The sequence below is a fragment of the Rheinheimera mangrovi genome, assembly GCF_003990335.1.
GTDB lineage: Bacteria > Pseudomonadota > Gammaproteobacteria > Enterobacterales > Alteromonadaceae > Pararheinheimera > Pararheinheimera mangrovi.
In genome coordinates, this window is the sequence record NZ_CP034683.1 from 2,692,380 (window position 1) to 2,716,216 (window position 23,837).

Annotated in this window: 20 protein-coding genes; 6 read left to right on the top strand and 14 right to left on the bottom strand. The window is 46.9% G+C overall.

Going from position 1 to position 23,837, the window contains the following annotated elements:
• Positions 1-52 precede the first annotated feature (52 nt).
• Positions 53-2,230: a hypothetical protein gene (locus EK374_RS12030; protein ID WP_127023796.1), complete on the bottom strand. Its 2,178-nt coding sequence runs from the start codon at positions 2,228-2,230 to the stop codon at positions 53-55.
• Positions 2,231-2,653: 423 nt separating this feature from the next.
• Positions 2,654-3,259 (bottom strand): FMN-dependent NADH-azoreductase, encoded by a 606-nt coding sequence (locus tag EK374_RS12035; RefSeq protein WP_127023799.1) that lies wholly within the window; start codon positions 3,257-3,259, stop codon positions 2,654-2,656.
• A gap of 163 nt (positions 3,260-3,422) precedes the next feature.
• Between EK374_RS12035 and EK374_RS12040 the strand changes: the two genes are divergently transcribed.
• Both EK374_RS12040 and EK374_RS12045 read left to right on the top strand, forming a co-directional pair.
• On the top strand, positions 3,423-4,073 hold the full coding sequence (locus EK374_RS12040) for a sigma-70 family RNA polymerase sigma factor (RefSeq protein ID WP_206099191.1): 651 nt from the start codon (positions 3,423-3,425) through the stop codon (positions 4,071-4,073).
• Positions 4,057-4,725, top strand: a complete 669-nt coding sequence (locus EK374_RS12045) for a ChrR family anti-sigma-E factor (protein WP_127023802.1) — start codon at positions 4,057-4,059, stop codon at positions 4,723-4,725. Before EK374_RS12040 ends, EK374_RS12045 begins: the two co-directional genes overlap by 17 nt.
• A gap of 70 nt (positions 4,726-4,795) precedes the next feature.
• Here EK374_RS12045 and EK374_RS12050 read toward each other — a convergent pair whose 3' ends face one another.
• Both EK374_RS12050 and fadR read right to left on the bottom strand, forming a co-directional pair.
• Entirely contained in the window at positions 4,796-7,042 is a 2,247-nt protein-coding gene (locus EK374_RS12050) for an aminotransferase class V-fold PLP-dependent enzyme (RefSeq protein WP_127023806.1), read from the bottom strand.
• A 198-nt stretch (positions 7,043-7,240) separates the two neighbouring features.
• Complete coding sequence (gene fadR / locus EK374_RS12055; protein ID WP_127023810.1) at positions 7,241-7,960, bottom strand: fatty acid metabolism transcriptional regulator FadR; 720 nt, start codon at positions 7,958-7,960, stop codon at positions 7,241-7,243.
• A gap of 182 nt (positions 7,961-8,142) precedes the next feature.
• On the opposite strand from fadR, the gene dsbB reads away from it, so the two are divergent.
• Positions 8,143-8,676, top strand: a complete 534-nt coding sequence (gene dsbB / locus EK374_RS12060) for a disulfide bond formation protein DsbB (protein ID WP_127023813.1) — start codon at positions 8,143-8,145, stop codon at positions 8,674-8,676.
• A gap of 60 nt (positions 8,677-8,736) precedes the next feature.
• On the opposite strand, the gene EK374_RS12065 is transcribed toward dsbB, so the two are convergent.
• The 6 genes from EK374_RS12065 to prmB all read right to left on the bottom strand — a co-directional run bounded on the left by EK374_RS12065 (position 8,737) and on the right by prmB (position 14,279).
• Positions 8,737-9,357, bottom strand: a complete 621-nt coding sequence (locus EK374_RS12065; protein WP_127023816.1) for an FKBP-type peptidyl-prolyl cis-trans isomerase — start codon at positions 9,355-9,357, stop codon at positions 8,737-8,739.
• A gap of 87 nt (positions 9,358-9,444) precedes the next feature.
• On the bottom strand, positions 9,445-9,723 hold the full coding sequence (locus EK374_RS12070; RefSeq protein ID WP_127023819.1) for a YfcL family protein: 279 nt from the start codon (positions 9,721-9,723) through the stop codon (positions 9,445-9,447).
• 2 nt (positions 9,724-9,725) lie between these two features.
• Positions 9,726-10,883 carry an ATP-NAD kinase family protein gene (locus EK374_RS12075; RefSeq protein ID WP_206099193.1) on the bottom strand — a complete coding sequence of 386 codons (1,158 nt, stop codon included), beginning with the start codon at positions 10,881-10,883 and terminating at the stop codon, positions 9,726-9,728.
• 46 nt (positions 10,884-10,929) lie between these two features.
• Positions 10,930-12,093, bottom strand: a complete 1,164-nt coding sequence (locus EK374_RS12080) for an MFS transporter (RefSeq protein WP_206099194.1) — start codon at positions 12,091-12,093, stop codon at positions 10,930-10,932.
• Positions 12,094-12,184: 91 nt separating this feature from the next.
• Positions 12,185-13,282: a chorismate synthase gene (gene aroC / locus EK374_RS12085; RefSeq protein ID WP_127023825.1), complete on the bottom strand. Its 1,098-nt coding sequence runs from the start codon at positions 13,280-13,282 to the stop codon at positions 12,185-12,187.
• Between the two features lie 49 nt (positions 13,283-13,331).
• Positions 13,332-14,279 carry a 50S ribosomal protein L3 N(5)-glutamine methyltransferase gene (gene prmB, locus EK374_RS12090; RefSeq protein WP_127023828.1) on the bottom strand — a complete coding sequence of 316 codons (948 nt, stop codon included), beginning with the start codon at positions 14,277-14,279 and terminating at the stop codon, positions 13,332-13,334.
• A 35-nt stretch (positions 14,280-14,314) separates the two neighbouring features.
• On the opposite strand from prmB, the gene smrB reads away from it, so the two are divergent.
• A complete protein-coding gene (smrB, locus tag EK374_RS12095; protein WP_127023831.1) occupies positions 14,315-14,851 on the top strand; it encodes an endonuclease SmrB in 537 nt (178 codons plus the stop codon).
• Here smrB and sixA read toward each other — a convergent pair.
• Complete coding sequence (gene sixA, locus EK374_RS12100) at positions 14,835-15,326, bottom strand: phosphohistidine phosphatase SixA (RefSeq protein WP_233280241.1); 492 nt, start codon at positions 15,324-15,326, stop codon at positions 14,835-14,837. The genes smrB and sixA overlap by 17 nt on opposite strands.
• Before the next feature lie 172 nt (positions 15,327-15,498).
• Here sixA and EK374_RS12105 point away from each other — a divergent pair, with 172 nt between their 5' ends.
• Positions 15,499-18,270 (top strand): insulinase family protein, encoded by a 2,772-nt coding sequence (locus tag EK374_RS12105; RefSeq protein WP_127023834.1) that lies wholly within the window; start codon positions 15,499-15,501, stop codon positions 18,268-18,270.
• A gap of 96 nt (positions 18,271-18,366) precedes the next feature.
• Entirely contained in the window at positions 18,367-20,562 is a 2,196-nt protein-coding gene (locus EK374_RS12110; protein WP_233280399.1) for a putative bifunctional diguanylate cyclase/phosphodiesterase, read from the top strand.
• 116 nt (positions 20,563-20,678) lie between these two features.
• Here EK374_RS12110 and maoP read toward each other — a convergent pair whose 3' ends face one another.
• The 3 genes from maoP to EK374_RS12125 form a co-directional block, all read right to left on the bottom strand.
• Positions 20,679-21,026 carry a DUF413 domain-containing protein gene (gene maoP, locus EK374_RS12115; RefSeq protein WP_127023839.1) on the bottom strand — a complete coding sequence of 116 codons (348 nt, stop codon included), beginning with the start codon at positions 21,024-21,026 and terminating at the stop codon, positions 20,679-20,681.
• A 237-nt stretch (positions 21,027-21,263) separates the two neighbouring features.
• Positions 21,264-21,455, bottom strand: coding sequence for a hypothetical protein (locus EK374_RS12120; RefSeq protein WP_127023842.1), 192 nt, complete (start codon positions 21,453-21,455; stop codon positions 21,264-21,266).
• Between the two features lie 187 nt (positions 21,456-21,642).
• The gene (locus EK374_RS12125) at positions 21,643-23,736 is read right to left on the bottom strand and encodes a S9 family peptidase (RefSeq protein ID WP_127023845.1); all 2,094 of its coding nucleotides are present in this window, start codon (positions 23,734-23,736) and stop codon (positions 21,643-21,645) included.
• Positions 23,737-23,837: the final 101 nt, after the last annotated feature.

Below are 23,837 nucleotides of genomic sequence, written 5' to 3' on the forward strand. Positions count from 1 at the left end.
TGTGAAAAAAAAGCCTGCGAACTAACGTCGCAGGCTTAGTATCAACAGGCTTTTAGTTCAGTCTGAACCACCAGAATAGTGCGGCGCCAATTAAAACCAGCAACAAAATCAGCAGGCTGCCCCATGGCCGTTTTTTCTCCGCAAAAGGGTCAGCCAAACTGCGTTTTGCTCCTGCAGGCAGACGGGCTAAGCCAGTTAAAGCAGCACCAAAAGGTACATTAATTTTCGCTCTGGTATTGACGGCCCAGCCATTGGCATCCAGCAATGGTCCGAGGTTACGTCGACGCAGGGTCAAAAATGCCATCAGCATTGAAGGTCCTGAAATAAGCAGCAACACCCCAACAATAACCAACGGAATTTGCCACCAGGCTAACGAAAAAAGCCCGGCCATCACCGCAGCCAACGCAGTACCAATAGCGCCTAGTGCTAAACCTAAAGCGGCAAAAATACCGGCAAATTTAGCTATATCAAAACCAGCTGCGGCCGCTGTTGCCCCTGGAGTTGTAGCCGGAATTGGCAAAGTCGCTGAAGTGACTCCAGTGGTTGTTTTTGCCTCAATATCTTTATCACGCGAGGCTGCAAACTTTTGCAGCTGAGCTTCAATAAAAGCCGCCACTCTTTTATAAGGAGACCAGAATGCCTGACCGATACTGACTGGCTGAACCACCACTTTGGTCACCATAGCGCGCCAGTCGCGGCCTTGACGGTCGTAAAACACACCGTTTCTACCTGGCACCATCAGCTCGTCCACATCGCCTGCGGTAAGAGCTGCCACTATCTGTAACGGAGCTTCGCCCTGACGCTCACAGGTGCAATACACCAGATAACAACCACTAAAAGGCGCCATAGTAGCGTGACGCGCCATATCTGAAACTTTCAGCACCAGCTCGCAGCTGCGTTGATCCAGATACAAGGTACCTATTTGGAAAATAGCTTTGTGCTTACGTTGGTAAAAATCACTTAAAGATACAAAGTTACGCAGCAAAGTAACTAAATCACGCTGATATCTGACCAAGCGTTCCACAGCATCCACATTATCAGCAAAAGTAGAGGCCGCAATGTCCTGAGCAATCAGCGCTTCCAGTCGTTCTTTGCCATCACCTGCGACAATAGCCTGCAAACGCTCCAGCTCCAGTTGATGCAGCTTGGTATCAGGTTTAGCTGCTTGCCACAAACGCCATGGTTCTAACTGTTCACAAATCTGCTGCCACTGCTCTGCTGTCAAATGCGCGGCCTTTTGTTTGCCTTTGACTCCCAATAAAGGCTCCAGCACTGCTTGTTTAAACTCTGCAATGGCTTCAGCCCAGGCCGGATTGACGCCATCACCCAGTGGCAACGACTGTCCGGCCGCAATAGCAGCTAAAGGTAAAGCGGCCACATCCATATCGCTGCTACTGATGGCTTTATTACTTAAGACGTCATACACAGCAACTGCTGGATTGAGTGCGTCTGTGGCACGATTGTCAAATGCAGCCAACTGACAACGCACAAAAAAGTCATCAACTTTGGCTTTCACTGCATCAAATGCAGCGACAGCTTGTGCGGTTTTATCACCCAGAGGACTAAACACCAGATCAGCAGTGCCCCCAGCGGCATGCCACTCCACCACTGCTGCGGCTTGCTGATAAAAGGCTTCCAGGCTGTCGCTGTGAATACCTTCGCCACCGCTGCGATCCGGTTGGCTACCTTGAGTCTGAATAATTTCAGAAATCAGTTGTGCCAATTCAGCATCAGAGGTCAGCTCGGCCATCACTACGCCGTCACCGTTAAAATGATGCGGAGAAAACAGCAGCGTCATATCAGCTAAATCGGCAACCTGTAGTGAGTCGGTTTCGGTTTTACCGGTAATTTCCAACACCCGAAGCGCCGCAGCCTTGAGGTTTGCCCCTTCAGCGTCTTGATCGCGAATAGCGGCTAGTGGTAAACCCGGTGCTTGAAACATAATTTCCGCGTCTTGCAAACGCTCGCAGCACCAGCGCACAGCGGCAAGAATTTCTGGCACGCGGATTTGACCATCGTTGTCTGCATCTAATAAAGCTGCAGTCCGATGATCAAATTCAAGGCCTGTGGTAGGACAATTCAGCACAGTCCAGAGTTTTGGATCCAGTTCATGCAGATGCTGCAAATCTGCTGCAGAATCCAAAGCCACCTGATCAAAACCGCCGGACCGGAAAAAACGCCATTTATGTTGAGACTGAATAGTTGCCAAAGCTTGCTCTCCCTGAGGCATAAGTTTTACCTAGCATAATTCAGAGGCAGAGCAGATACCAAATCTTAAGTTGATAAAGTATTCAAATAACAGCAAAAAAGTATGGGCGAAATGAACGCAACCAGGAGACAAAAGTAGCTCCACACTGGCATAAGGCTCCAAAATGGTCCGCAGCGATGATGGCCCGGAGGGCGAAGCCGGTTAAAACATTGCCAATAGTTTGGCTATGTCCGGCGAAGCGCCAGTGGCTCTGCCCACTAGCCGGACTGTTTACAAGGATGTAAAACATAAAAAATCGCCCGGAGCGATTTTTAACATTGGAGCGCAGCGACGATGGCCCGGAGGGTGTTTTACAAGGATGTAAAACATAAAAAAGGCCACTTGATAAAGTGGCCAAAGCTTGCAGGAAGGAGGATGCCTTCGGAGAAAAACGCGGTTTTGCTATCAGGCAGCTACAGCTGGCGCTAATTCAGCAATACGGGCTTTCGCAGCAGTTAAGGCTTTTTCTGCGCTTTCCGGGCCCATGTTTAAGCCTTCAGCGTAGATAAAGTTTAAATCTTTCAAACCAACGAAGTTCAGGAAAGCACTGACAAACGGAGTTTGTGAATCTGCTGACGTGCCCTGGTATAAACCACCACGGGTTGCAAAAATAAATACTGGTTTATCCTCTAACAAACCTACTGCGCCGTTTTCAGTGTATTTGAACGTGATACCGGCACGCGCCAGGCGGTCAAAGTAAGCTTTTAACTGGCTTGGTACACCGAAGTTGTACATTGGGACGCCAATCACTACAGCGTCAGCCTTTTGAATTTGAGCAATGGCATCGTCTGACAAAGCTGCTAAAGCTTTTTGCTCGTCAGAACGGTCTGATTCTGGAGTCATCCAGGCGCCAATTTCTGACATAGTTAAATGTGGGTAGCTTTCCTGTACCAGATCCAGAGTTTCAGTCGTGAAACCTGCTGGCAAAGAAGCTAAAAACTGTTGGCTTAACTGAGTCGATTGACCTTTGTCGCCGCTTAAAGAACTATTAATTACTAATACATGTGCCATGGTAGTTTCTCCTGTCGAGTTAGTCATGACAGAATAACGTTAATTTTTTAGATAATAAATCAGAATAAATCAAACAAACCTTTCTATTTTTTGTGCCAATCCAAAACCTGAACTGCAGCGTAAATCTTTCCATCTCACAAACGATACAGGCAGGAATGGAATAATGTTGGATCCAACATCAGTTCAAAGGCATGATGTCAGCAATTATCAAAGGCTCGGTATTCAGGGATCTATGTCAGCTCAGCCAACAGACAATGCGCAGTGGGAACAAGTTTTAACTTTTATTGCAGTGGACCGCGATAAACATGCTTATTCTCAATTGTTTAGTTATTTTGCTCCACGCCTGAAAGCTTTTGGTCTAAAAATGTTCGGTAACGAGCAACAAGCCATGGAGATGGTGCAGGACACCATGCTCAATGTCTGGCAAAAAGCCCGGTTGTTCGACGCCAGCCGCGGCTGCGCCTCTACCTGGATTTTTACCATAGCCCGTAACGTACGCTTTGATATGTTACGTAAAAAACAAAGTCGCAAAGACGAATTAAGTGCAGATGACCTGTTTTTCGATGGTGATTATCCGGAGCAGGAAGGCACAGACAGTAACGAGTGGGATCTGTGGTTAATGGCAGAAAAGGTAGCGCCCCATTTTGCCAAATTGCCTGCGGCGCAACGAGATGTGATGGAAAAAGTGTATTTAGAAGAGAAATCGCACCAGGAAGTATCGGAAGAGCTGTCTATCCCGTTGGGTACAGTAAAATCCCGTATTCGTTTGGCGCTGGACAGATTAAGAGAGGCCATTGATGATCCACGCAGTTAAACACCACCCGGCGCTGGAATTGCTGGAACAATATATTGAAGCCAGTCTCGCCCCAGAATTGAGTCTGGCGATAGCTGCGCACCTGGATCTGTGCCCACATTGTCAGCGCATAAAAATGGATTTGGAAGCTGAAGCCGGAACTGCATTGGCAAGCTTACCTGAAGCGCAAACTGCTGAAACAGATTGGCAGCAAATGTTGGACTTTATTACGGCTCAGCCAGAAATTGCAGCAAAGGTGGAAAAGCGCCAACCTTTTGCATTGCAGATTCAGAACAGCGAAATCTTATTACCAGCCTCACTAAAACCATTGCTGCAAAATAAGCTAAAGTGGTTCAATTTAGGTGGGATCAGCACAGCCAAGCTTGCTGGTGAAGATCAGCACAATGTTTCTTTGCTTTATATCCGCAAAGACAGTGAAGTGCCACAGCACACTCACCTTGGTCTGGAAATCACCTTAGTACTTAAAGGTAAAATTTATGATGAATCAGGGTGTTATGGTGAAGGAGATTTATTGATTAATACGCCGGACCACACACACACGCCACGCACCATGAGTGAAGATTGTTTGTGTTTGTCGGTATTAACCGCCCCGCTGAAGTTTAAAAAAGGCTTAACGCGTTTATTAAACCCATTGCAGCATCTGTTTTACTAAACAAGCACAGACTGTAGAGGCGACCTTTATGGTCGCCAGTCTCTTCGTCGCAGCTAAGCACGAAGGGTAATCAGGCTAAAAGCGCGACTCCACCTTTTAAATTAAATACTAACTCAAACCCAGCCCTGTTCAGCACCTTTGCTGCCAGCAAACTGCGATTACCTGAACGGCAGACCAGCAACAGAGGTTGAGGCGTTGTTGTTTGTTGATCAGCAACCTGCTGCACCAGTGCAGACAGAGGAACTTCTTTACAGACTAAGTCGGGTAAATACACAGACAAGGCGCCAGCCGCTTGTTCATGGGGTTCACGTACATCCCAGATTTGTAAGTGTGGGTGCTGTTGTATCAAAGTGGCGATCTGATGTTTATCAATCACAGCAGTCGCATCTGAGGCACAAACCTCAACTACACCACAAAAATGCCCAGATTGCTGTTGCAGCCAGTCAGTCTGACGTTGCAATTCGCTCAGCCATAGCTCTGGTGTATCTTCTGTATGGAGCACCTGCTGCAGTGCAGGTTGTTCCTGCAGCATTAGATCCCAGCGGGTGAAAAAACGCTGAGCATAGTCATGGCTGGATAACAATAAGGTCTGAGGTGTAAGTTGCTGACCTAAGGCTCGTAAACTGTGGCGGAACTCTTGACTATCGCCACCTGGTAAATCGAGCCGCCCTGTGCCACCTGGCAGAATAAAATCACCAACAAAAGCGAATTTTAGCTGTTGCTGTTGTTTGACCAGAATAGTGACAGCTTCAGGGCTATGGCCAGATGTGGCGAGCCTTTCCAGCTGATATGCTCCCATTTGTAAGCTAATGTTCTGCGAAGGCCAACCCAGCATATCCGTATGTGCAGAGTCCATTAAATCAGCCAACAAAGTAACAAGCTCAGGCCGTGCTGACGGATGATCTTTATGTAAATGCGTATCCAGGATAGCCCGTACTTTAAATTGGTGCCCTTGCACTAACTGCGCTATACGGCTGGCCAGAGGCAACACAGCATCAATAATGATAACTTCTGACGTATCCGCAGACACCAGCAAATAACTGCATAAATCTTCGTGTTTTAATTGCACTAAACCATTTACTGGCTGAAGCTCCGTACTACTGGCGTCACTCAATACCAGACAACAGGAATTCACTACTGTTTTTAACGCCAGAATAGCCTGACAAGCCTGCTGACATTCAGCTGTTGTCATCGCAGGGCCAAAGGATAAACGGATAGCGCCCTGGCTGCGCCACAACGGCAAGCCCATCGCATTGAGCACAAAGCTGGTCGGAATTTTAGAGCTGCAGGCCGAACCCGAACTGACACGAATACCAGCTGCATCAAATAAATCCATAATGTCTTTGCTGGCAAAACCCGGCACAGAAAAGTTGATAGTGGTAGGTACTATATAAGGTTGGTCGCTATTGAGTACTAAATCAGGAAAAACCTGACGTAATGCGCACAGCAGTTGATCACGGTAAGTCCAAAGTTGTTGCTCAGACTGAAATACCGATCCTTCCTTTAATTTCAATTGCCTGAAAATAGCCTGCAACGCTGCAATACCGGGTAGATTCTCAGTGCCGGAACGTAAGCCACTTTCCTGTCCGCCACCAGCCAACAGAGGCTGATAAGGAGTGCCCTTACGTACATACAAAAAACCAATACCTTTTGGCGCATACAGTTTATGGCCGCTAAATGGTGCGTAGTCTATGGTCATCTGTTCAAGCTGCAATGGCATTTTTCCAAGCGCCTGTACGCAGTCAACCATCCACAGAATCTGCGGCGCGAAGCTGCGAATAAGCTGCTGCAAAGCGGCTAAATCCTGCTTTACACCGGTTTCATTATTCGCAGCCATAGTGCATATCAATAGGGTGTTGGGCAATTCTTGGCGAATAAAATCAAAATCCAGCAGACCATGTTGATCGACTGGAATAGCTTTAATAGTGGCGCCCAGCTGTAATACATGGTTCCAGTGTTCAAGACTCTGAGGCACGGCTTTGTGTTCAGTAGCGCCGTACAGCAAGCTAAAAGCTGGTCCGGTTTTTCCTTCGACCCGGGCATGCAACAAAGCGGAGAAAATAGAACTCTGAATACCTTCAGTGGCACCAGAGGTAAAGACGATATCACCAGAGCCTGCACCAATCAGCTGGCGCGCCAATTGTCTGGTAGTTTCCAGCTCGACTTTGGCTTTAATACCTGTGCTGTGACTACTGCTCGGATTACCAAAACACTGCTGCATAGTATGTTGCACAGCTTCTGCCGCACAGCTTAATACCGCAGTGGTAGCATTATTATCCAGATAAATTTCTTGTGGCCGGGTAGCAGGATTTTGCATAGTTCGCCTCATATAACTAAAGGTTATATTATATATGGCAATATAATAACCAGCCCCACCCCCTGTGACAAGGTTATGCTTTGTTAAATGGAAGCGAATACAAAAACATCTGGAATGTTTTTGGACTGCTTGAGCAGGCTCCGCAGGAGTTTTTTGCATGGATGCAAAAAATAAAAACCGCCTTTCGGCGGTTTCAGATTATTCAATTAAATCTTTTGGAATTTGTGAGCGTAAACCTGCCCAAATTTTTCCACTCTCTTTACCGTACTTACGCACTGCAAACACTACTTCGTCATGTTTACCAGCTTCAGCATATTGCTTCAGTTGATTGTAATATTGACGTGCCAGTTCGCGGGCTTCAGGCGAGGAGAAGTAGAAACGGGCAATTTTGTTATACAGACCACGGAAACCATTTAAAATCAGCACATAAATGCGATTGGACGAGTGCAGTGCCATTTCATGATTCAGGTTGTAGTCAAAAGCAGCAAAAGCTTCGGCCGTGTCCGCTAAATCTTCAGCGCCGGCAAAGGACGCAATCACCTGGTCTTTATGAGTTTTAATGGCACCACGAATATAAATGGCGCTGATATTGGTGCGGGCTGACAGCAGTTCGTCTACCAGTTCCGGCATACGCTCTTCATCTAAACGAGCCAAAGTTTCGAGAATATTTAAACCTGAGGTTTCCCAGAAATTATTTACTTTGGTCGGTTTGCCATGCTGAATAGTCAGCCAGCCATCACGGGCTAAACGTTGTAATACTTCACGCAAAGTCGTACGGGTGACCCCAATCAGCTCTGACAGTTCACGCTCAGCTGGCAGAATGGAACCTGGAGCAAATTTACCATTCCAGATGGATTCAACAATATATTCTTCTGCAAAACCAGCTGGGCTTTGCGCTTTAATTAAATTCATAGTCATGCGGAGGGGCCCGTTGTCATTATTATAATGTCAGATAAATGGCACTGATTGTACCAGAGACAAAGCAGTTAACAAGCTATGGATTAAAAATAGCTGTTCGACGTGCTGTGGGTTGTCTTTCAGCTGTTTTTGCCTTAGATTGACCGACTTATAGTTTTGTTTTATCAAACAAAGGGATCCGAATGTTATCCAGTCTGGCAAAATGGTCAAAACAACGATCGGCATGGCTTGTGTTAGCGCTGTCAGCCACGGTGTTGTTAGGTCTGGCGTTGTACTTTCAATATCAGATGAATTTACAACCTTGCATGTTATGTGTTTACGCCAGAGCCGCATTAACAGGTGTGATTTTGGCAGCCCTGATAGCGTTGATCTCTCCAACCAACGGTTTATTGCGCTGGATAGCTTTATTCACTTTTGCGGCAAGTTCTGTCTGGGGTTTTATGATCACCCAGGAACACATAGGTGTAGAGGAACTGGTGCAATCCGGCGGCTTATATACCTGCAGTTTGTTTCCTGAGTTTCCACTGGGTTTACCTTTAGATAAATGGTTTCCGGAAATCTTTAATCCAACAGGTATGTGTGGAGATATAGCCTGGCGCTTTATGGATCTGTCCATGCCAGTCTGGACTCGCGTTATTTTTGTGGTCTATACCCTGCTGTCACTGATGTTAATTTTCAGCCAGTTTAAGAAGAAAAAATACAATCCATACGACTAAAAATTAAACCTAAAAGGAAAAAGGAGCCGAAGGCTCCTTTTTCTTTTTCAAAACAACAGATTAGCTAACGATAGCTAACAGTTCTACATCAAAAACTAAAGTGCTGAATGGAGCAATTTTGCCACCAGCGCCACGCTCACCGTAAGCCAGGTTGTGTGGGATAGTTAAACGTAATTTAGTGCCAACAGGCATCAGTTGCAGCGCTTCAGTCCAGCCAGCGATCACGCCAGAGACAGGGAATTCAGCAGGCTGACCACGGTCATAGGAACTGTCAAACACAGTACCGTCAATCAAAGTGCCGTGGTAATGCGTACGCACTGTAGAAGCTTTCGTTGGCTTCTCGCCTTCACCTTGCACTAATACTTCGTACTGTAAACCAGAGGCAGTCACAGTCACGCCTGGTTTTTTCGCATTTTCAGCCAGGAAAGCTTCACCAGCGCCAGCTAAAGCTTTGGCTTGTTCTTCCTGTTGTTCCTGCATACGTTGGCTGATCACCTGGAATGCAGCACCAATCTGCTGTTCAGATACTTCTGGCTCGTCACCCTGGAAGGCCGCCGCTAAACCTGCAGCAACCGCCAGAATATCCAAACCGTCAAATGGGTTGTCAGCCAGTTGCTGACCCATTTGCAGACCTATGCCATAACTGGCGTGTTGCTCTAAGCTGGTAAATTTAGTAGACATAAAGTTCACTTGTAGTTTGGCGCACGAAGCGCGTTGTAGAAGCGCAAATCAAATTCGGCTTCAGTTTCAACCTGATGCATCATCAGATCACGAAAGTTGTTGGAGTTGCTGCCATAAGCCCAGCACTAAATGCTGATCCTGCTCCGTCAGTTCTCCGCCTGCTATTGCTGACTCCAGACTTTGTTGCACAGTGTCGGTCAGTTCTGCCCGCTCAAATGGCTGCTCCGTGAGCTCTAAACGGCCCACAGCTAAATCAAAGTGGCCACGTAAATAACCACCGGCAAATAATTCGTCATCACTGGCTTTTTGCACCATGGCATCAAAAAACTGTGCAACCTGTTGAATATAGGCCTGAACATCCTGCATTTTTACTCCTCCAGACCTAGTCTGTACATCACAAAATCGTTGTAACCGACCAGCACAGGGATCAGACCCTGTAACTGCTGATCAAGGCTCGTATCACCGGTATCGGCTAATAAAGGCCGGCCTTCAAGCTGCTGTAATTTAGTTTTAGTGGCCACTAAACAAATATTAGCGCGGCCCACAGCACGAATAACAGCAGGGCTTAACTGCTGATTGCCCCGGCCAAATACATGGCCCTGCCCGCCTATTAACGTGATCACCAGCTTGCTTGGATAGTCCTGCACCAGTGCCAGCAACTCTGTAGCTGTGACATCGGACGCAATCAGCTTACCATTTTCAACTACATCCACGCCCAACAAGGTATTAGGCAGACCTAATTCTTTCATCACAGCGGCTACTGTGGAGCCAGAGCCCATCACATAACGCACATCATCTTCCATGTTGCTGGCGATATAGGCTGCTAAGTCGTCCAACACCAGTTCTTCTGACTCTTTGCCACCGTTTTTTACACTTTGGATATACCTAAGCTCTGCCGGGATACGCATTTCCCCAAAACGTTTGGCGCGTACTATGCCCTGGCGAAAAGCGGTTTCGTCTATATCCATCACAGCGGCTTCGGTTAAGGTGACTAATTCGCCTTTGACCAATTGAGCTATAACTTTACCCGCAGCAGAAGGGCTGATGGCATACACACCAGAATGAATTTTACAACCGGCCGGTACACCAAGCACAGTGGAGCGTTCGCCGACTGCAGCACAAATATTGCGGGCTGTGCCATCGCCACCGGCAAATAACAATAAATCTACGCCCTGCGCGGCCAGAGCAGCAGCAGCTTGTTCTGTATCTTCAGCAGTAGTCTGACTGGATTTGGGGGTATAACAAACCTGGAAATTAAAACCCAAAGAAGCCAATAAATCAGCCCCCATAGCGCCAGCGACCGTCAGGATCTGCAACTTGTCTTTCAGAGCTAATAGCTGCTCTAACGCCAAAGCGGTTTTATTCTGCGCCTGAGGCACTGCACCTAAAGCCAGAGCTTGTTCCACTACGCCATCACTGCCTTTGAGCGCAACAGCACCACCTACTCCGGCTACAGGATTGATAATTAAACCTAAACGAAACAGACTGGCCACAATATCCTCTACAGCGTAAAAAAAACGCCGCATTGTAGCCTTTTACCAAAGCTATGCCCAGCAGGAACTCTATGCAACCTTAGAGCTTTTGCTGCTGGCGTAAAGTGTTTGGCAAAGAAAATGCCATTAAGGTGGCCCCCAAAGCCGCTACTGCAGCACTGACAAAAGTTAAGGTAGCGCCAGGTCCATCCGCCCATAATACGCCAGCACAGTAGGCCCCTATAGCGCCGCCACCGCCGTACACTATACCTGCATATAAAGCTTGCCCCCGACTACGCTGCGCCGGAGCGAAAAAGCTCTGAATAAACTGCATAGCGCAGCTGTGCGCCAGAGCAAAACTGGCAGCGTGAAATAACATACTAAAAGCCAGCCAATACCAGTGTTCTGCCAGATAAGCCACAATCAGCCAACGCAGTACCGTAAGACCATAACAAAAGGTCAGCAGTACACGGTAACTAAAGCGGTTGAGTACTTTACCTGCATAAAAAAACGCAATAATTTCCGCCAGCACCGCCAGAGCTATCATCATGCCTGAGGTCACACCGCTGTAGCCTAAATCGCGGCAATACAAAATAAAGAAACCATAAAAAGGCGCAAAACTGATCTGCATTAAAAAAGTCGCAGCCATAAAACGTAAAAACACCGGATGCTTAAACAGCGTACGAAAACGAATAGACTCCTGCCCTTCGGTGTTTTTTAGCGTAAAAGAGGGCAATAAAAACAAAGTGCCAAGCAGCAGAGCCAAAAACACAGTGGCGCCCCAGGGCAAAAATTCAGAGCCAAAATACTGCAACAGCAAACCACCCAGCATCACAACCACTATATAGCCCACACTGCCAAAACTGCGGACCCGGCCATACACAGTGCTGTCGTTATTCAGATAATGAAAAGCACTGACTTCCAGCTGCGGTAAAATCGCAGTCCAGAACAAGCTGAACAGCCCCAGGCCCAACACCAGCGGCCAATAGCCAAAATCGACGTAACTGCTCAGCCAGCCAATGGATGCCAACACAGCGCCAAAGCGCATGACGCTGATGGGGTCGCCTTTACGCTCCACCACCATAGCCCAAAGGCTTGGGCCAATAATACGTGCTGTGGTGACTATCGCCAGCAACAAACCTATATCGTGAGAATTAAAACCGCGGCCATCGAGAAACATCGGCAGGTAAGGTACAAAAATGCCCAACACAGCAAAATACGCAAAGTAAGCAAGTCCCAGGGCTGGGGTGGTGGCAAGTTTCATCAGATTTCCACTACAAAATTAAAAGCACATCACCGCGATGTACAAAAACAAAACGCCGCATAAAGCGACGTTTCTATTCTATCCCAAAGCGTTACGGCTGTCGGGCAATATCTGGTGTCGTTACTATCACATCTGCATTTTGTGCTCTGTGACGCAGGAAATGATCCATCAGCACTATCGCCAGCATCGCTTCTGCAATAGGCACAGCACGAATACCGACACAAGGATCGTGGCGGCCTTTGGTGATCATTTCTGTTTCTTCACCGCTGGTGGTAATAGTTTTACCCGGAATGCTGATACTGGAGGTCGGCTTTAACGCAATGCTGACGTTAATGTCCTGACCTGAGCTAATGCCACCTAAAATGCCACCCGCATGGTTAGCACTAAAGCCAGCTAAGCGCAGCTCGTCGCGATGGGTAGAACCCCGTTGTTCAACCACGGCAAAACCATCACCAATTTCGACAGCTTTCACCGCATTAATACTCATCATGGCATGGGCTATATCGGCATCAATGCGATCAAACACTGGCTCGCCCCAGCCTACAGGCACACCGGACGCCACCACGTTAATACGGGCACCGACTGAGTCGCCGTCTTTTTTCAGTTGACGCATATACTCATCTAACTGTTCGAGTACATCGACATCAGGGCAGAAAAAGGCATTTTGCTCAACCTGATCCCAATCGAGCTTTTGCGCTTTGATTGGGCCAAGCTGCGCCAGATAACCACGAATTTCGATGCCAAATTTGGCTTTTAAGTACTGCTTGGCAATAGCCCCTGCAGCCACACGAACCGCGGTTTCACGGGCTGACGAGCGGCCACCACCACGATAATCCCGAATACCAAATTTGTGCCAGTAGGTGTAATCCGCATGGCCTGGCCGGAATAAGTCTTTAATAGCTGAATAATCTTGCGAGCGCTGATCGGTGTTTTCAATCAGCAACCCTATGGATGCGCCTGTGCTATAGCCTTCAAACACACCAGATAAAATTTTGACGATGTCATCTTCACGACGCGCTGTGGTGTAGCGTGAAGTGCCGGGTTTGCGTCTGTCCAGCTCAAGCTGAATTTGTTCCAGATCGAGCTTTAAACCGGGCGGCAAACCATCCACTATGCCACCAATGGCCGGGCCATGGCTTTCACCAAAGGTGGTCACTTTAAAGAGTTGGCCTATAGAATTACCCGACATCCTTCACCCCTGCATATCTTTGTATTTTTTTGAAAATTAAACTTTTAAACTAGGCGTCTAAACAATCCTGGTGTTTCACCAGGTCAGCTTTGCTAATGGCAAATACACCTAAACCACCACGTTCGAATTCCAGCCATTGCAATGGCAAATCTGGATACAGCTCTTGCAGTGCGACCATGCTGTTACCCACTTCACAAATCAGCCAGCCGCCGTCATTTAAATGTTCTGCCGCTTCAGACAATATGCGACGCGTCAGTTCCAGACCATCATGGCCAGAAGCTAAACCTAATTCCGGCTCGTGATGGTATTCATCCGGTAAGTCGGCCATATCTTCAGCATCTACATAAGGCGGGTTGGTCACAATCAAATCGTAAGTCTGACCTTTGATGGCATCATAACCATCGGACAACATAGGGAACACCTGATGCTCCAGCTCATGCTGCTCGATATTAAATATCGCTACATCCAGCGCATCTTCGCTGATATCCAGCGCATCCACTTCAGCATTCGGAAACTGTTTAGCGCAAGCAATAGCAATACAGCCTGAGCCTGTACACAAATCTAAAATACGCGCTGGTTCATGTTCTTTAAACCAGGGCTCAAAGCTTCGGCTGATCAGCTCGCCTATAGGTGAACGTGGCACCAACACCCGCTCATCCACATAAAAGCTTAAGCCACAGAAAAAGGCTTGCTGAGTTAAATAAGCGGCTGGAATACGTTGTTCAATACGTTGCAGCAGCAAATCACAAAAGACTTTGGCTTCAGAGCTGGTGATACGCAGCGGCAACAGGTTTTCCGTGATTCGTGCCATATCCAGACTATGAGCCAGCAACAAGGCTGCTTCATCCCATGGATTGTCAGTACCGTGGCCAAAATAGATGTGGGCTCTATTAAACTGACTGACAGACCAGCGTAACCAGTCATGGATAGAATGCAGCTCGCGGATGGCTTCGTCGATAATTTCCGCAGTCAGATGGCTGCTTTGATGCTCTGTCATTGTGTTTTACTCTAGTGATTGGTTAGACTTCGGGCATGCGAAAAAAAACACCAGTTCCAGATCTTCCAGAAGAAGAAAAACAGCTGTTCCGTGACTCGGTAACAGGCGCACGCCCCTTGCAGCAGGACAAGATACCTTTTGCCCGCCAACCCGGCAAGGTCAGAATGGCCGCCACTTTAACAAATAGCAGTCCAGATAGCCATTTGTTTTACTTTTCAGACCAGTACGAAGGTTTTTTCAGCGACAGCAGCACTTTGGCATTTGTTCAGAGCGGCGATGACCCCACTTTAGCCAGGCAATTAAAACGTGGCGAATTCCGCCCGGCCGTGGTGCTGGATTTACATGGTTTAACCCAGCTACAAGCCAAAACCGAACTGGCTGGTTTATTGGCTTATTGTGAGCAACAGCATTTTAACTGTGCTTGTGTGGTGCATGGCAAAGGTTTGGGTATTCTGGCAAAACGAGTACCAAATTGGCTGGTGCAACACCCAAATGTGCGGGCTTTTCATACAGCCCCAACAGAATGGGGCCGCGACGGTGCCTTACTTGTTTTGCTTAAGACACCGATTTAACCCGCTGGATCAAGCCGGGACAGGCGTATTCCAATAACACACCTTTATGCGGATGGTATTCAATGCAAGCCACGCCCGCAGTATCAAAAATAGGGGTTTGGCCACTGCGGGTAAAAGCTTCAACTAAAAAGCTCACCAACGGCATATGAGAGACCAATAAAATTTTGGCCTGAGGATTTTCAGCGTATAGCAGGTCGAGAAAATCAACCACCAGCTGCGCATTTCCTTCAGGGACCAGATCCATATTCAGCTCAACAGCTTGGGTCGACAGCCTTTTTTGCATTAAAACTGCGGCGGTTTGCTGAGTCCTGCGATAAGGGCTGGAGAAAATCCGGTCAAATGCACTATAGTGGTGGTGCAGCCATTCAGCCATTTGACTGACTTCGGCCTGACCTGCTGCTGTTAATTGTCGTTCACTGTCGCTCAAGTACTGCGGTTCAGCTTCACCGTGCCGCATAATAACCAAATTAACCATTGTTGCTACCAGTTACAACTTCGCGACGCTCGCGAAAAGAGTGCGCTATGATAATGAAAGTTAATGCCGACAGTAACTGCTAATAAAGCATAAAATTGCGTTACTATATTCCTAATCGCTATGAAGAACCCTTGCCTTCCATATTCTCAGGGTTCCCGTCACGAGGCATAAATTGAAAAAAAACCAGTTAATGCAAAGCCCTAACGACAAGCGAGAGTACCTGGCACTGACTTTACCTAACGATCTGCCCGTACTCTTAGTGCATCAACAAGACGCAGAAAAAAGTGCAGCTGCGCTGACTGTGAATGTCGGACATTTTGACGATCCGGCTGAACGGCAGGGTTTAGCGCATTTTCTCGAACATATGCTGTTTTTAGGCACTGAAAACTACCCGGATGCCGGTGAATACCAACATTTTATTAATCATCATGGTGGCAGCCATAATGCATGGACAGGTACAGAACACAGCAGCTTTTTCTTTGATATAGATACCGACTACTTTGAACAGGCTTTGGACAGGTTTGCTGATATGTTCCGCGCGCCATTGTTTCACGCTGATTATATTGAAAAAGAACGCCAGGCTATTGAGGCTGAATTTTCACTAAAATTAAAAGATGACAGCAGACGGATTTATCAGGTGCACAAAGAAACTGTAAATCCAGCCCACCCTTTTGCTAAGTTTTCTGTGGGTAATTTACTGACTTTGTGCGATACGCCAGAGCAAAGCCTGCAGCAGGCGGTACAGCATTTTTTTAAAACCCAATATGGCACCCGCCGCATGACTTTATGCCTGGTATCGCCGCTACCTTTACAGCAACTGGAACAGCTAGTGCATCAGCATTTTGATGCTTTGCCCAATCATGTTTGCGCCAAAGCCCCTTTATCAGAGCCATTGTATCTGGCCGAACATCAGGCTTTGCAACTGGATATAGAACCCCACAAATTCAGTCAGCGGCTGGTTGCCAGTTTTGCATTGCCTGACATCCAGCCCTGGTACAAATACAAGCTGATTTCCTTTTTGGCACATTTGTTAGGGGATGAGGGCCCTGGCTCTTTGCTCGCTTATATAAAAGACCATGGCTGGGTGAATCAGTTGAGTGCTGGTGGTGGTATAGATGGCAGCAACTACAAAGATTTCACTTTGTCGTTTGAGCTGACAGAACAAGGCGTGTTTGCCAAAGACCAGATTATTGAAGCCTTGTTTGGTCAGTTACAATTACTACGCCAATCACCGTTTCCAGAACATTTATTTCTGGAGCGCCAGCGCTTAGTGCACTGGAGCTACTTGTATCAGGAGCCGAGCACAGCTCTGCAGGGTGCTTGCGATTTATCGGTGAATATGCAGCATTACCCGGTGGATGACTATGTGTATGGCGACTACCGTATGGATGTCCCACCAGAGCAGCTTTACCGTGAATTGTTGGGGCATTTCCGCCCGGACAATATGAGGGTTATGTTTATAGCCCCGGACATCCAGGCCAACCGCGAAGCACGCTGGTATCAAACGCCTTATAGCGTACAACCTTTACAACAAAGCCAAATCAATAATTACTTGCATGCGAAGGTGCCTGAAGGCAACCATCTACCGCAAAGCAACCCTTATCTGGTGACTCAACTGAATTTGCTGGCCGATACTGATCATATGGCCAAACCTGTATTAGTCGCCAAAGAAGCAGGCTTTAAATTGTGGTTTAAAGCCGACACTGATTTTAAGACACCCAAAGGCCATATTTTTGTGCAGTTGAATTTGCCGAATTGCATCAGCTCAGTCATTCAAATGGCCAATAGCCGGTTATGGCTGGAGTTATTTCAGGATCAAATCAACGAAAGCTTTTATGCCGCCACTACAGCAGGTCTGACTTACCATTTGCATGTGCAGCATAATGGCATCAGTCTTCACAGCAGTGGTCTGGCAGGCAATCAAATTAAGTTAGTGGCAGATCTATTAGCGCAGATGGCAATTTGTCAGTTTGATGAACAGCGTTTTGATGAGATTAAACGCCAACTGATTCGCCACTGGCAAAACCACAGTAAAAACAAACCTGTATCTAAGTTGTTCAGCCAATTATCCTCGTTATTGCAACCATTAAATCCGGATATCGACCAACTGGCGTCAGCCTTACAGCAACAAAGTTACAGCGATTTTCTTCAGTTTCATCAGCAGTTGTTGAAACAAGTGCATCTGGAAGCTTTTATGCTGGGCAACTGGCGCACATCCGATGCAGAGCAGTTAACTCAGTCATTAAAACTCTGGCTGGCTGAACAACAGCAAGGTGAAGCGCTGCCCCGTCAACGTTACAATACTCAGGATATAGGCCCGGTATGGGTGAAAGTGGCAGTGGAGCACAGCGATCAGGCTCTGGTGATTTATTTACCATCCAGACAAAAACGCCCTGTAGATATGGCGCTTTTTATGCTGGCCAACCATTTACTCTCGCCCGAATACTTCCATGTGCTGCGTACAGAACAACAACTGGGATATCTGGTCGGCACTGGTTATGTGCCGATGAATCTGTTGCCTGGTATCGCCTTTTATATTCAAAGCCCATCGGCCTCATGCGCCGACTTATACAAAGCAACTTTGGCTTTTTACAAAAACTTCTTGTCAGAGCTTGAAGAACTGGACGACGCCGAATTTGTGCAGATGAAACAAGGCCTTGCGACACAAATAAAAGAGCGCGACAGCAGCTTAGGTGCCAGAGCCAAGCGGCTTTGGCTGGCGATTGGGCAAGGTGATCATCGGTTTGATTTAAACGAACAGATAGAAGTTGCGTTGGAGCAGTTGAGCCTGAACGATTTTATCGCGTTCTTTTATCAATTGCTGGCACCGGATTACGACGCCATTTTCCTGGCTACAGGAGATAAACCGGATCATAGCCATTTAACTGAGCAAAACCCGTTCAATTTATTAGAGAAATTACCTTTATTATCGGAATGGCTTTGACAGTGTGGATAACATTGGTTACCGTGATTTGACATCCATTAAAAAAGTCTGACTGTGCGCCTTACTCCTATTTTATCACTGATAGTAAGCTTGGTGATGCTTGTTCCTTTGCCTGTGTTTGCCACGGGCTGGGAGCAATTGCAGCCTTATGTGCTCACCATCATCTCCGCCCTTTCTATCGTCGCTCTGACACTGGCGCATTTGAGCATAGTGCGGATGCGACGCTATCAATCCAAATTGGAACAAAGTGAAGAGCGTTTACGTTTGTCCTTATGGGGCAGTGGCGATGAATTATGGGACTGGGATATGCAAGCTGGTCAATTGTACCGTTCCAGCTCCTGGCATCAACCTCTGGAAAAACCGGAAGACAGTCAACAGTTCCCGCCGAATCGCTCTGAAATCCATCCACAGGATGTAGAAAGAGTGACCAGTTCGCTGCAACAGCATATGCATGGCATGACCCCTATATTTGAAGCCAGTTATCGCATTAAAGCGGCTAACGGCCAGTGGGTCTGGGTGCTGGATCGCGGTAAAGTGGTGCAGCTGAATGAACAAGGTCAGGCTATTCGCATGACTGGCACCTTAAAAAATATTCAACAATTAAAAGAAACCGAAGAGCGCTTAAGCTTATTTGCCCGCTGTCTGGACAATATCTCCGATGCAGTGATGGTGTGTGACACTCATTTTGCCTTATTAGAAGTCAATCCGGCTTTTGTCAGCATGACGGGCAAAAGCCGTGAATCTGTGTTGCATAGCGTGTTTGAACTTTCCCTCTACCCTGCCCGCTTTTTACATGAAATACGTCAGGCGTTATTAGAGCAGGGCTATTGGGCAGGAGAAATTGAAGATAAAAGACATAATGGTGAGCTCTATCAGGCCGAATTGAGTTTTGATGTGATTAAAGACGAGCTGGGGCAAGTGCAGCAGTTTGTTGGTGTGATCTCCGATATCAGCGAGCGGAAAAAACGCGAAGCTGAGCTTAATCGTCTGGCCGATACTGATACCTTAACCGGCTTACCAAACAGAGCTCGTTTTTCCAGTCACTTAACGCAGCTGGTGCGTGAGCAGGTAGAGCACGCACTTCTGGTATTCGATTTAGACAACTTCAAAAAAATTAATGACTCTCTGGGACATGAACTCGGCGACACCTTGTTATGCAAACTGTCCGAACGTTTAAGCCATTTCACCCGTTTTAAAGCTAAGTTATACCGTTTAGGCGGTGACGAGTTTGCTGTGGTGCTGGAAAATACCAATGATATCCACAGCATCACCAGCTTGGGCAAAGACCTGCTAAAGCAAATTAACCTGCCTTTTTTTATTGAACAACACGAATTGGCCATCACCAGCAGTATTGGCATAGTGTTGTATCCGGAAGATGGCCACGACCCGCAGGCTCTGCTAAGAAACGCAGATACAGCCATGTATCATGCCAAACATGAAGGCGCCAACCGTTACCTGTTTTTTAATGACTCCATGAACAAGCTGGCGGTTAAACGCTTGCAGGTAGAAAACCTGATCCGTCATGGCTTAAAAGAAGACTACTTCACGGTTTTTTATCAGCCAAAGATGGACATAGTTACAGGCCAGCTGGTGGGTATGGAAGCTTTGGTGCGATTTATCACACCGAAAAAAGGCTTAATCAGTCCGGCCTCTTTTATTCCGGTGGCGGAAGAAACAGGCCAAATTCTTGAAATTGGTGAAGTGGTTTTGCAAAAAACTTGCGAAGACGTCAAGCGTTGGATAGATATGGGCCTGTTTCATGGCCGCGTTGCCGTCAACTTATCAGCCAAGCAGTTTATGCTGCCGTTTTTATGTGAGCAGATAGACGACATTCTGCAGCGCTCTGAACTGCCCTCTTATCACCTGGAGCTGGAGATCACCGAAGGCACAGTGATGCAATCGCCCACTCTGGCGATAGATACCATGAAGAAGCTACGAGCCCGGGGTATTCATCTGGCGATGGACGACTTTGGTACCGGCTACTCCTCTTTGGCGTATTTAAAACAGTTTCCGCTCAATACACTGAAAATCGACAAAGCCTTCATCGACGATATGAATACAGCCCGTGGCCGCAATATGGTGGATACCATAGTGACCATAGCGCACAACCTGAACCTGACAGTGGTCGCAGAAGGGGTGGAGCAAGCTGAGCAGCTGCAACAGCTGAAACAGCTGCGCTGTGAGATTATTCAGGGTTATTTCTACAGTAAGCCCTTGTCTGCCCATGATTTTGGTTTGTTCTTAAAACAACAGAAACAACAAAAACCAAAACTGACGGCTGTACCTGGTTAAAAAGGCTTTGATCTTTAGGCTGTAGATCATTAATAACACAATATAAAAAAAGGGTTAGTAAAGATCGAGTGCTAAGCACCGGATCTCTACTAACCCTCTTTTCAGAGTACTACTTTTTAATCTGCGTCGTTATCTACAAAAGAGAAGTCTTCGCCACCATCTGCAATACGCTTCTTACCGAACACGGTATGGAATTTGCGTTTTTCCTGCAAACGTTGCTTGTACTTCAACCAAACCTTTTCATACTGGCTGGCGGCTTCCTGTTCACCTTTGCAAACAGCGATAAAACGTTGTTCTTCTTCATTGACTGGCTGGCGTGAGCCTGCTTCCAGTTCCTGCATGGCGTTGCCATGTTTTTCCAGCAGATTACCCTCTGCCAGAGTAAAGCGCCCGGACCTGGTGAATCCCTTAGGGAAATTCTGGTCATCGAAAAAGCGACGATTAGCGACAAAACTTTGCTGCATCACTTTTTTCCTCTAATTTTGTTGTATCTACAGCTATCCGAATCAAACTGTGCGCAGTATGGTAAACAAAATCAGACTCGTCAAACAAAAATTTTGCTTTGTCAAAAGAAATGATTTTGGAATGCCACAGAAGCCGCATTTTGTTCAGAAAACAATCGCAACTGGTTGACGAATAACCCTTTTAATCCGTCCAAATTGCAAATTTTGATACGTCGGGTGCTAGAGGCAGGATCAGTGTTAAAAGAAATTAGAAAAACGACCAAAAGCACGGCGTAACGTTAATCTTTTATGATTATGAAACAGAGGAAGCACTAAAGGTCCTAAACAGAATGCCGCCAAAGCCCAGCGTTTAGCCGCCATTCCAGCACGTAAAGCCGCAATATAGACACTGACACTGCTCAGACATAAAAGACTCAGGATAAAAACCACACTGAACTCCTGCTTAGTAACTCTGCTTAAAAAACCGCCGCACTATACCAGACAAAGAAACAACTGACAGCGAAAAATACCGACAGATGCGACGAAAGTCTGAAGCATGGCGCAAAAAAAGAAAAAACGGCGCACATCACAGATGCAGCGCCGCTATTTTTACAGCTTTAGAGTGTTGGATTTTAGCTTAAGAAGCGGGTGTCGCTGGCAACAACGACAAAATAAAAGCGTATTCGTCGGCAATTTCAATCATGCGCGAAAAACGCCCTGATTTGCCGCCATGACCCGCTTCCATATTGGTGCGGAACAATAAAGGCTGCTGATCGGTTTTGACGGTACGCAGCTTAGCCACCCATTTCGCTGGTTCAAAATACTGCACCTGCGAGTCATGCAAGCCGGTAGTGACTAACATGGCTGGATAGGCCTGCTTTTTCACCTGATCATAAGGTGAATACGACAACATATAGTCGTAATAGGCTTTTTGTTTTGGATTACCCCATTCGTCAAACTCATTAGTGGTCAGCGGAATGGACTCGTCCAGCATAGTGGTGACTACATCAACAAAAGGCACATGAGCAACCAGGCCACGGTATTTATCCGGAGCCATATTGGCAATAGCACCCATTAGCAAACCACCTGCACTGCCTCCCATCGCAAAGACTTTATCTTTCGCAGCGTATTTTTGCGCCACCAGATAATCAGTCACATCGATAAAGTCGGTGAAGGTATTGACCTTTTTCAGCAGTTTGCCGTTTTCATACCAGCTACGGCCCATTTCCTGACCACCGCGAATATGGGCTATGGCATACACAAAACCACGGTCCACTAAAGACAAGACAGTGCTACGGAAAGAGGGTGAACTGGAGATACCGTAAGAGCCATAGGCATATTGATACAAAGGTGCAGTGCCGTCTTTTTTCAGACCTTTTTTATACAGCAGACTGACAGGAATTTGAGTCCCGTCTTTGGCCTTGGCCCAAACCCGTTCTGTCTGATAATTGTTTTTATCAAAACCACCTAAGACTTGCTGTTGTTTCAATAAACGCTTTTCACCTGTGTTCATATGCATTTCATAAACGGAAGGTGGAGTCGTCAAGGAGGTATAGCTGTAACGTAACCACAGACTGTTTTGCTCTGGGTTATTGTCGGCTTTTGCTACATACGCGGCTTCATCTGATTCTACATGCTGGGCTTTGCTTAAATCAGACCATGGCATCAAACGCACCCTATCCAGACCATTGCTGCGCTCGTTAATCACCAGATAGTCGGTAAAGAGCTGGAACGATTCAATAAACACATCGGGGTTATGCGCAAGCAAGGGTTGCCAGCGACTGCGATCCCCAATCTGGTCGTCCTTCACCGTCATCAGGCGATAGTTTGGCGCATCCCAGTCGGTCATAATCACCCAGCGGTTGTCTATATGTTCCACTTCGTATTTAAAGTCGCGTTGACGTGGTGCTATAGCGGTAAATTTGCCTTGTTTATCACCAGATTTCAGCACCCGCATTTCATTGGATACTGTGCTGCCAAGCCAAATCACCACAAACTTGTCATCTGCACTGTTACCCACGCCCATATAAAAACTGCTGTCTTTTTCTTCGTACAGCACTTCATCTTTGTCGACTGCTTGTCCAAGCGTATGACGACGAACTTTGGTGCCTAATAAAGTTTGCGGGTCTTTTTCAATATAAAACAGCTGACTGTTATCAGCCGACCAGGCGATAGAGGCTTCAGCGCCGGTAATGGTTGTCGTTAGATCTTTACCAGTGCGCAGATCTCGTACTTTGATACTGTAGTTGCGACGACCTGTTGTATCTTCTGCATAAGCCAGCAACTGTTGATCAGGGCTGACCTGATAGTTACCTATCTGATAAAAGTCCTTGCCTTTGGCCAATTCATTGACATTCAGCATCACCTGCTCGGCGCCACCTGCTTTGGGTTTACGCGCATAAATCGGGTACTCTTTGCCTTGCTCGTAGCGGGTATAGTAAGAATAATCGCCTTTGCTCACTGGCACTGTACTGTCATCTTGCTTCACCCGGCCAATAATTTCATCGGCCAGAGTTTTACTCAGGGTTTTATAGTGATCGGCATACTGCTGGTAATACTGATTTTCAGCATTCAGGTACGCCAATACGTCAGGTGCCTGCCTTTTATCGTCCCGCAACCAATAATAGGGGTCTTGTCTGTCGCCATGTTCTGACTTCACTAGATAAGGTTTTACTGGCGCTACGGGAGCAGATGAAGGCATTGCTGCCATAAGATGCAGACTGGTCAGCATAGCAACTCCATAACCAAGGATTCGGACCGGATTGGGCATGTTTCTCTCTCTGTTTTGTGCATAGATTTGTTGGTTAAAAACAACAAAACGTTAACACAACC

Bases quoted from the DNA above. Each gene is read 5' to 3' on its own strand.
- EK374_RS12035 (WP_127023799.1), bottom strand. From the start codon at position 3,259: ATGGCACATGTATTAGTAATTAATAGTTCTTTAAGCGGCGACAAAGGT.
- maoP (WP_127023839.1), bottom strand. From the start codon at position 21,026: ATGCAGCAAAGTTTTGTCGCTAATCGTCGCTTTTTCGATGACCAGAAT.
- EK374_RS12075 (WP_206099193.1), bottom strand. From the start codon at position 10,883: ATGCGGCGTTTTTTTTACGCTGTAGAGGATATTGTGGCCAGTCTGTTT.
- EK374_RS12040 (WP_206099191.1), top strand. From the start codon at position 3,423: ATGTTGGATCCAACATCAGTTCAAAGGCATGATGTCAGCAATTATCAA.
- EK374_RS12080 (WP_206099194.1), bottom strand. From the start codon at position 12,093: ATGAAACTTGCCACCACCCCAGCCCTGGGACTTGCTTACTTTGCGTAT.
- EK374_RS12030 (WP_127023796.1), bottom strand. From the start codon at position 2,230: ATGCCTCAGGGAGAGCAAGCTTTGGCAACTATTCAGTCTCAACATAAA.
- fadR (WP_127023810.1), bottom strand. From the start codon at position 7,960: ATGACTATGAATTTAATTAAAGCGCAAAGCCCAGCTGGTTTTGCAGAA.
- aroC (WP_127023825.1), bottom strand. From the start codon at position 13,282: ATGTCGGGTAATTCTATAGGCCAACTCTTTAAAGTGACCACCTTTGGT.
- smrB (WP_127023831.1), top strand. From the start codon at position 14,315: ATGCGAAAAAAAACACCAGTTCCAGATCTTCCAGAAGAAGAAAAACAG.
- EK374_RS12045 (WP_127023802.1), top strand. From the start codon at position 4,057: ATGATCCACGCAGTTAAACACCACCCGGCGCTGGAATTGCTGGAACAA.
- EK374_RS12050 (WP_127023806.1), bottom strand. From the start codon at position 7,042: ATGCAAAATCCTGCTACCCGGCCACAAGAAATTTATCTGGATAATAAT.
- dsbB (WP_127023813.1), top strand. From the start codon at position 8,143: ATGTTATCCAGTCTGGCAAAATGGTCAAAACAACGATCGGCATGGCTT.
- EK374_RS12070 (WP_127023819.1), bottom strand. From the start codon at position 9,723: ATGCAGGATGTTCAGGCCTATATTCAACAGGTTGCACAGTTTTTTGAT.
- prmB (WP_127023828.1), bottom strand. From the start codon at position 14,279: ATGACAGAGCATCAAAGCAGCCATCTGACTGCGGAAATTATCGACGAA.
- EK374_RS12125 (WP_127023845.1), bottom strand. From the start codon at position 23,736: ATGCTGACCAGTCTGCATCTTATGGCAGCAATGCCTTCATCTGCTCCC.
- sixA (WP_233280241.1), bottom strand. From the start codon at position 15,326: ATGGTTAATTTGGTTATTATGCGGCACGGTGAAGCTGAACCGCAGTAC.
- EK374_RS12065 (WP_127023816.1), bottom strand. From the start codon at position 9,357: ATGTCTACTAAATTTACCAGCTTAGAGCAACACGCCAGTTATGGCATA.
- EK374_RS12110 (WP_233280399.1), top strand. From the start codon at position 18,367: ATGCTTGTTCCTTTGCCTGTGTTTGCCACGGGCTGGGAGCAATTGCAG.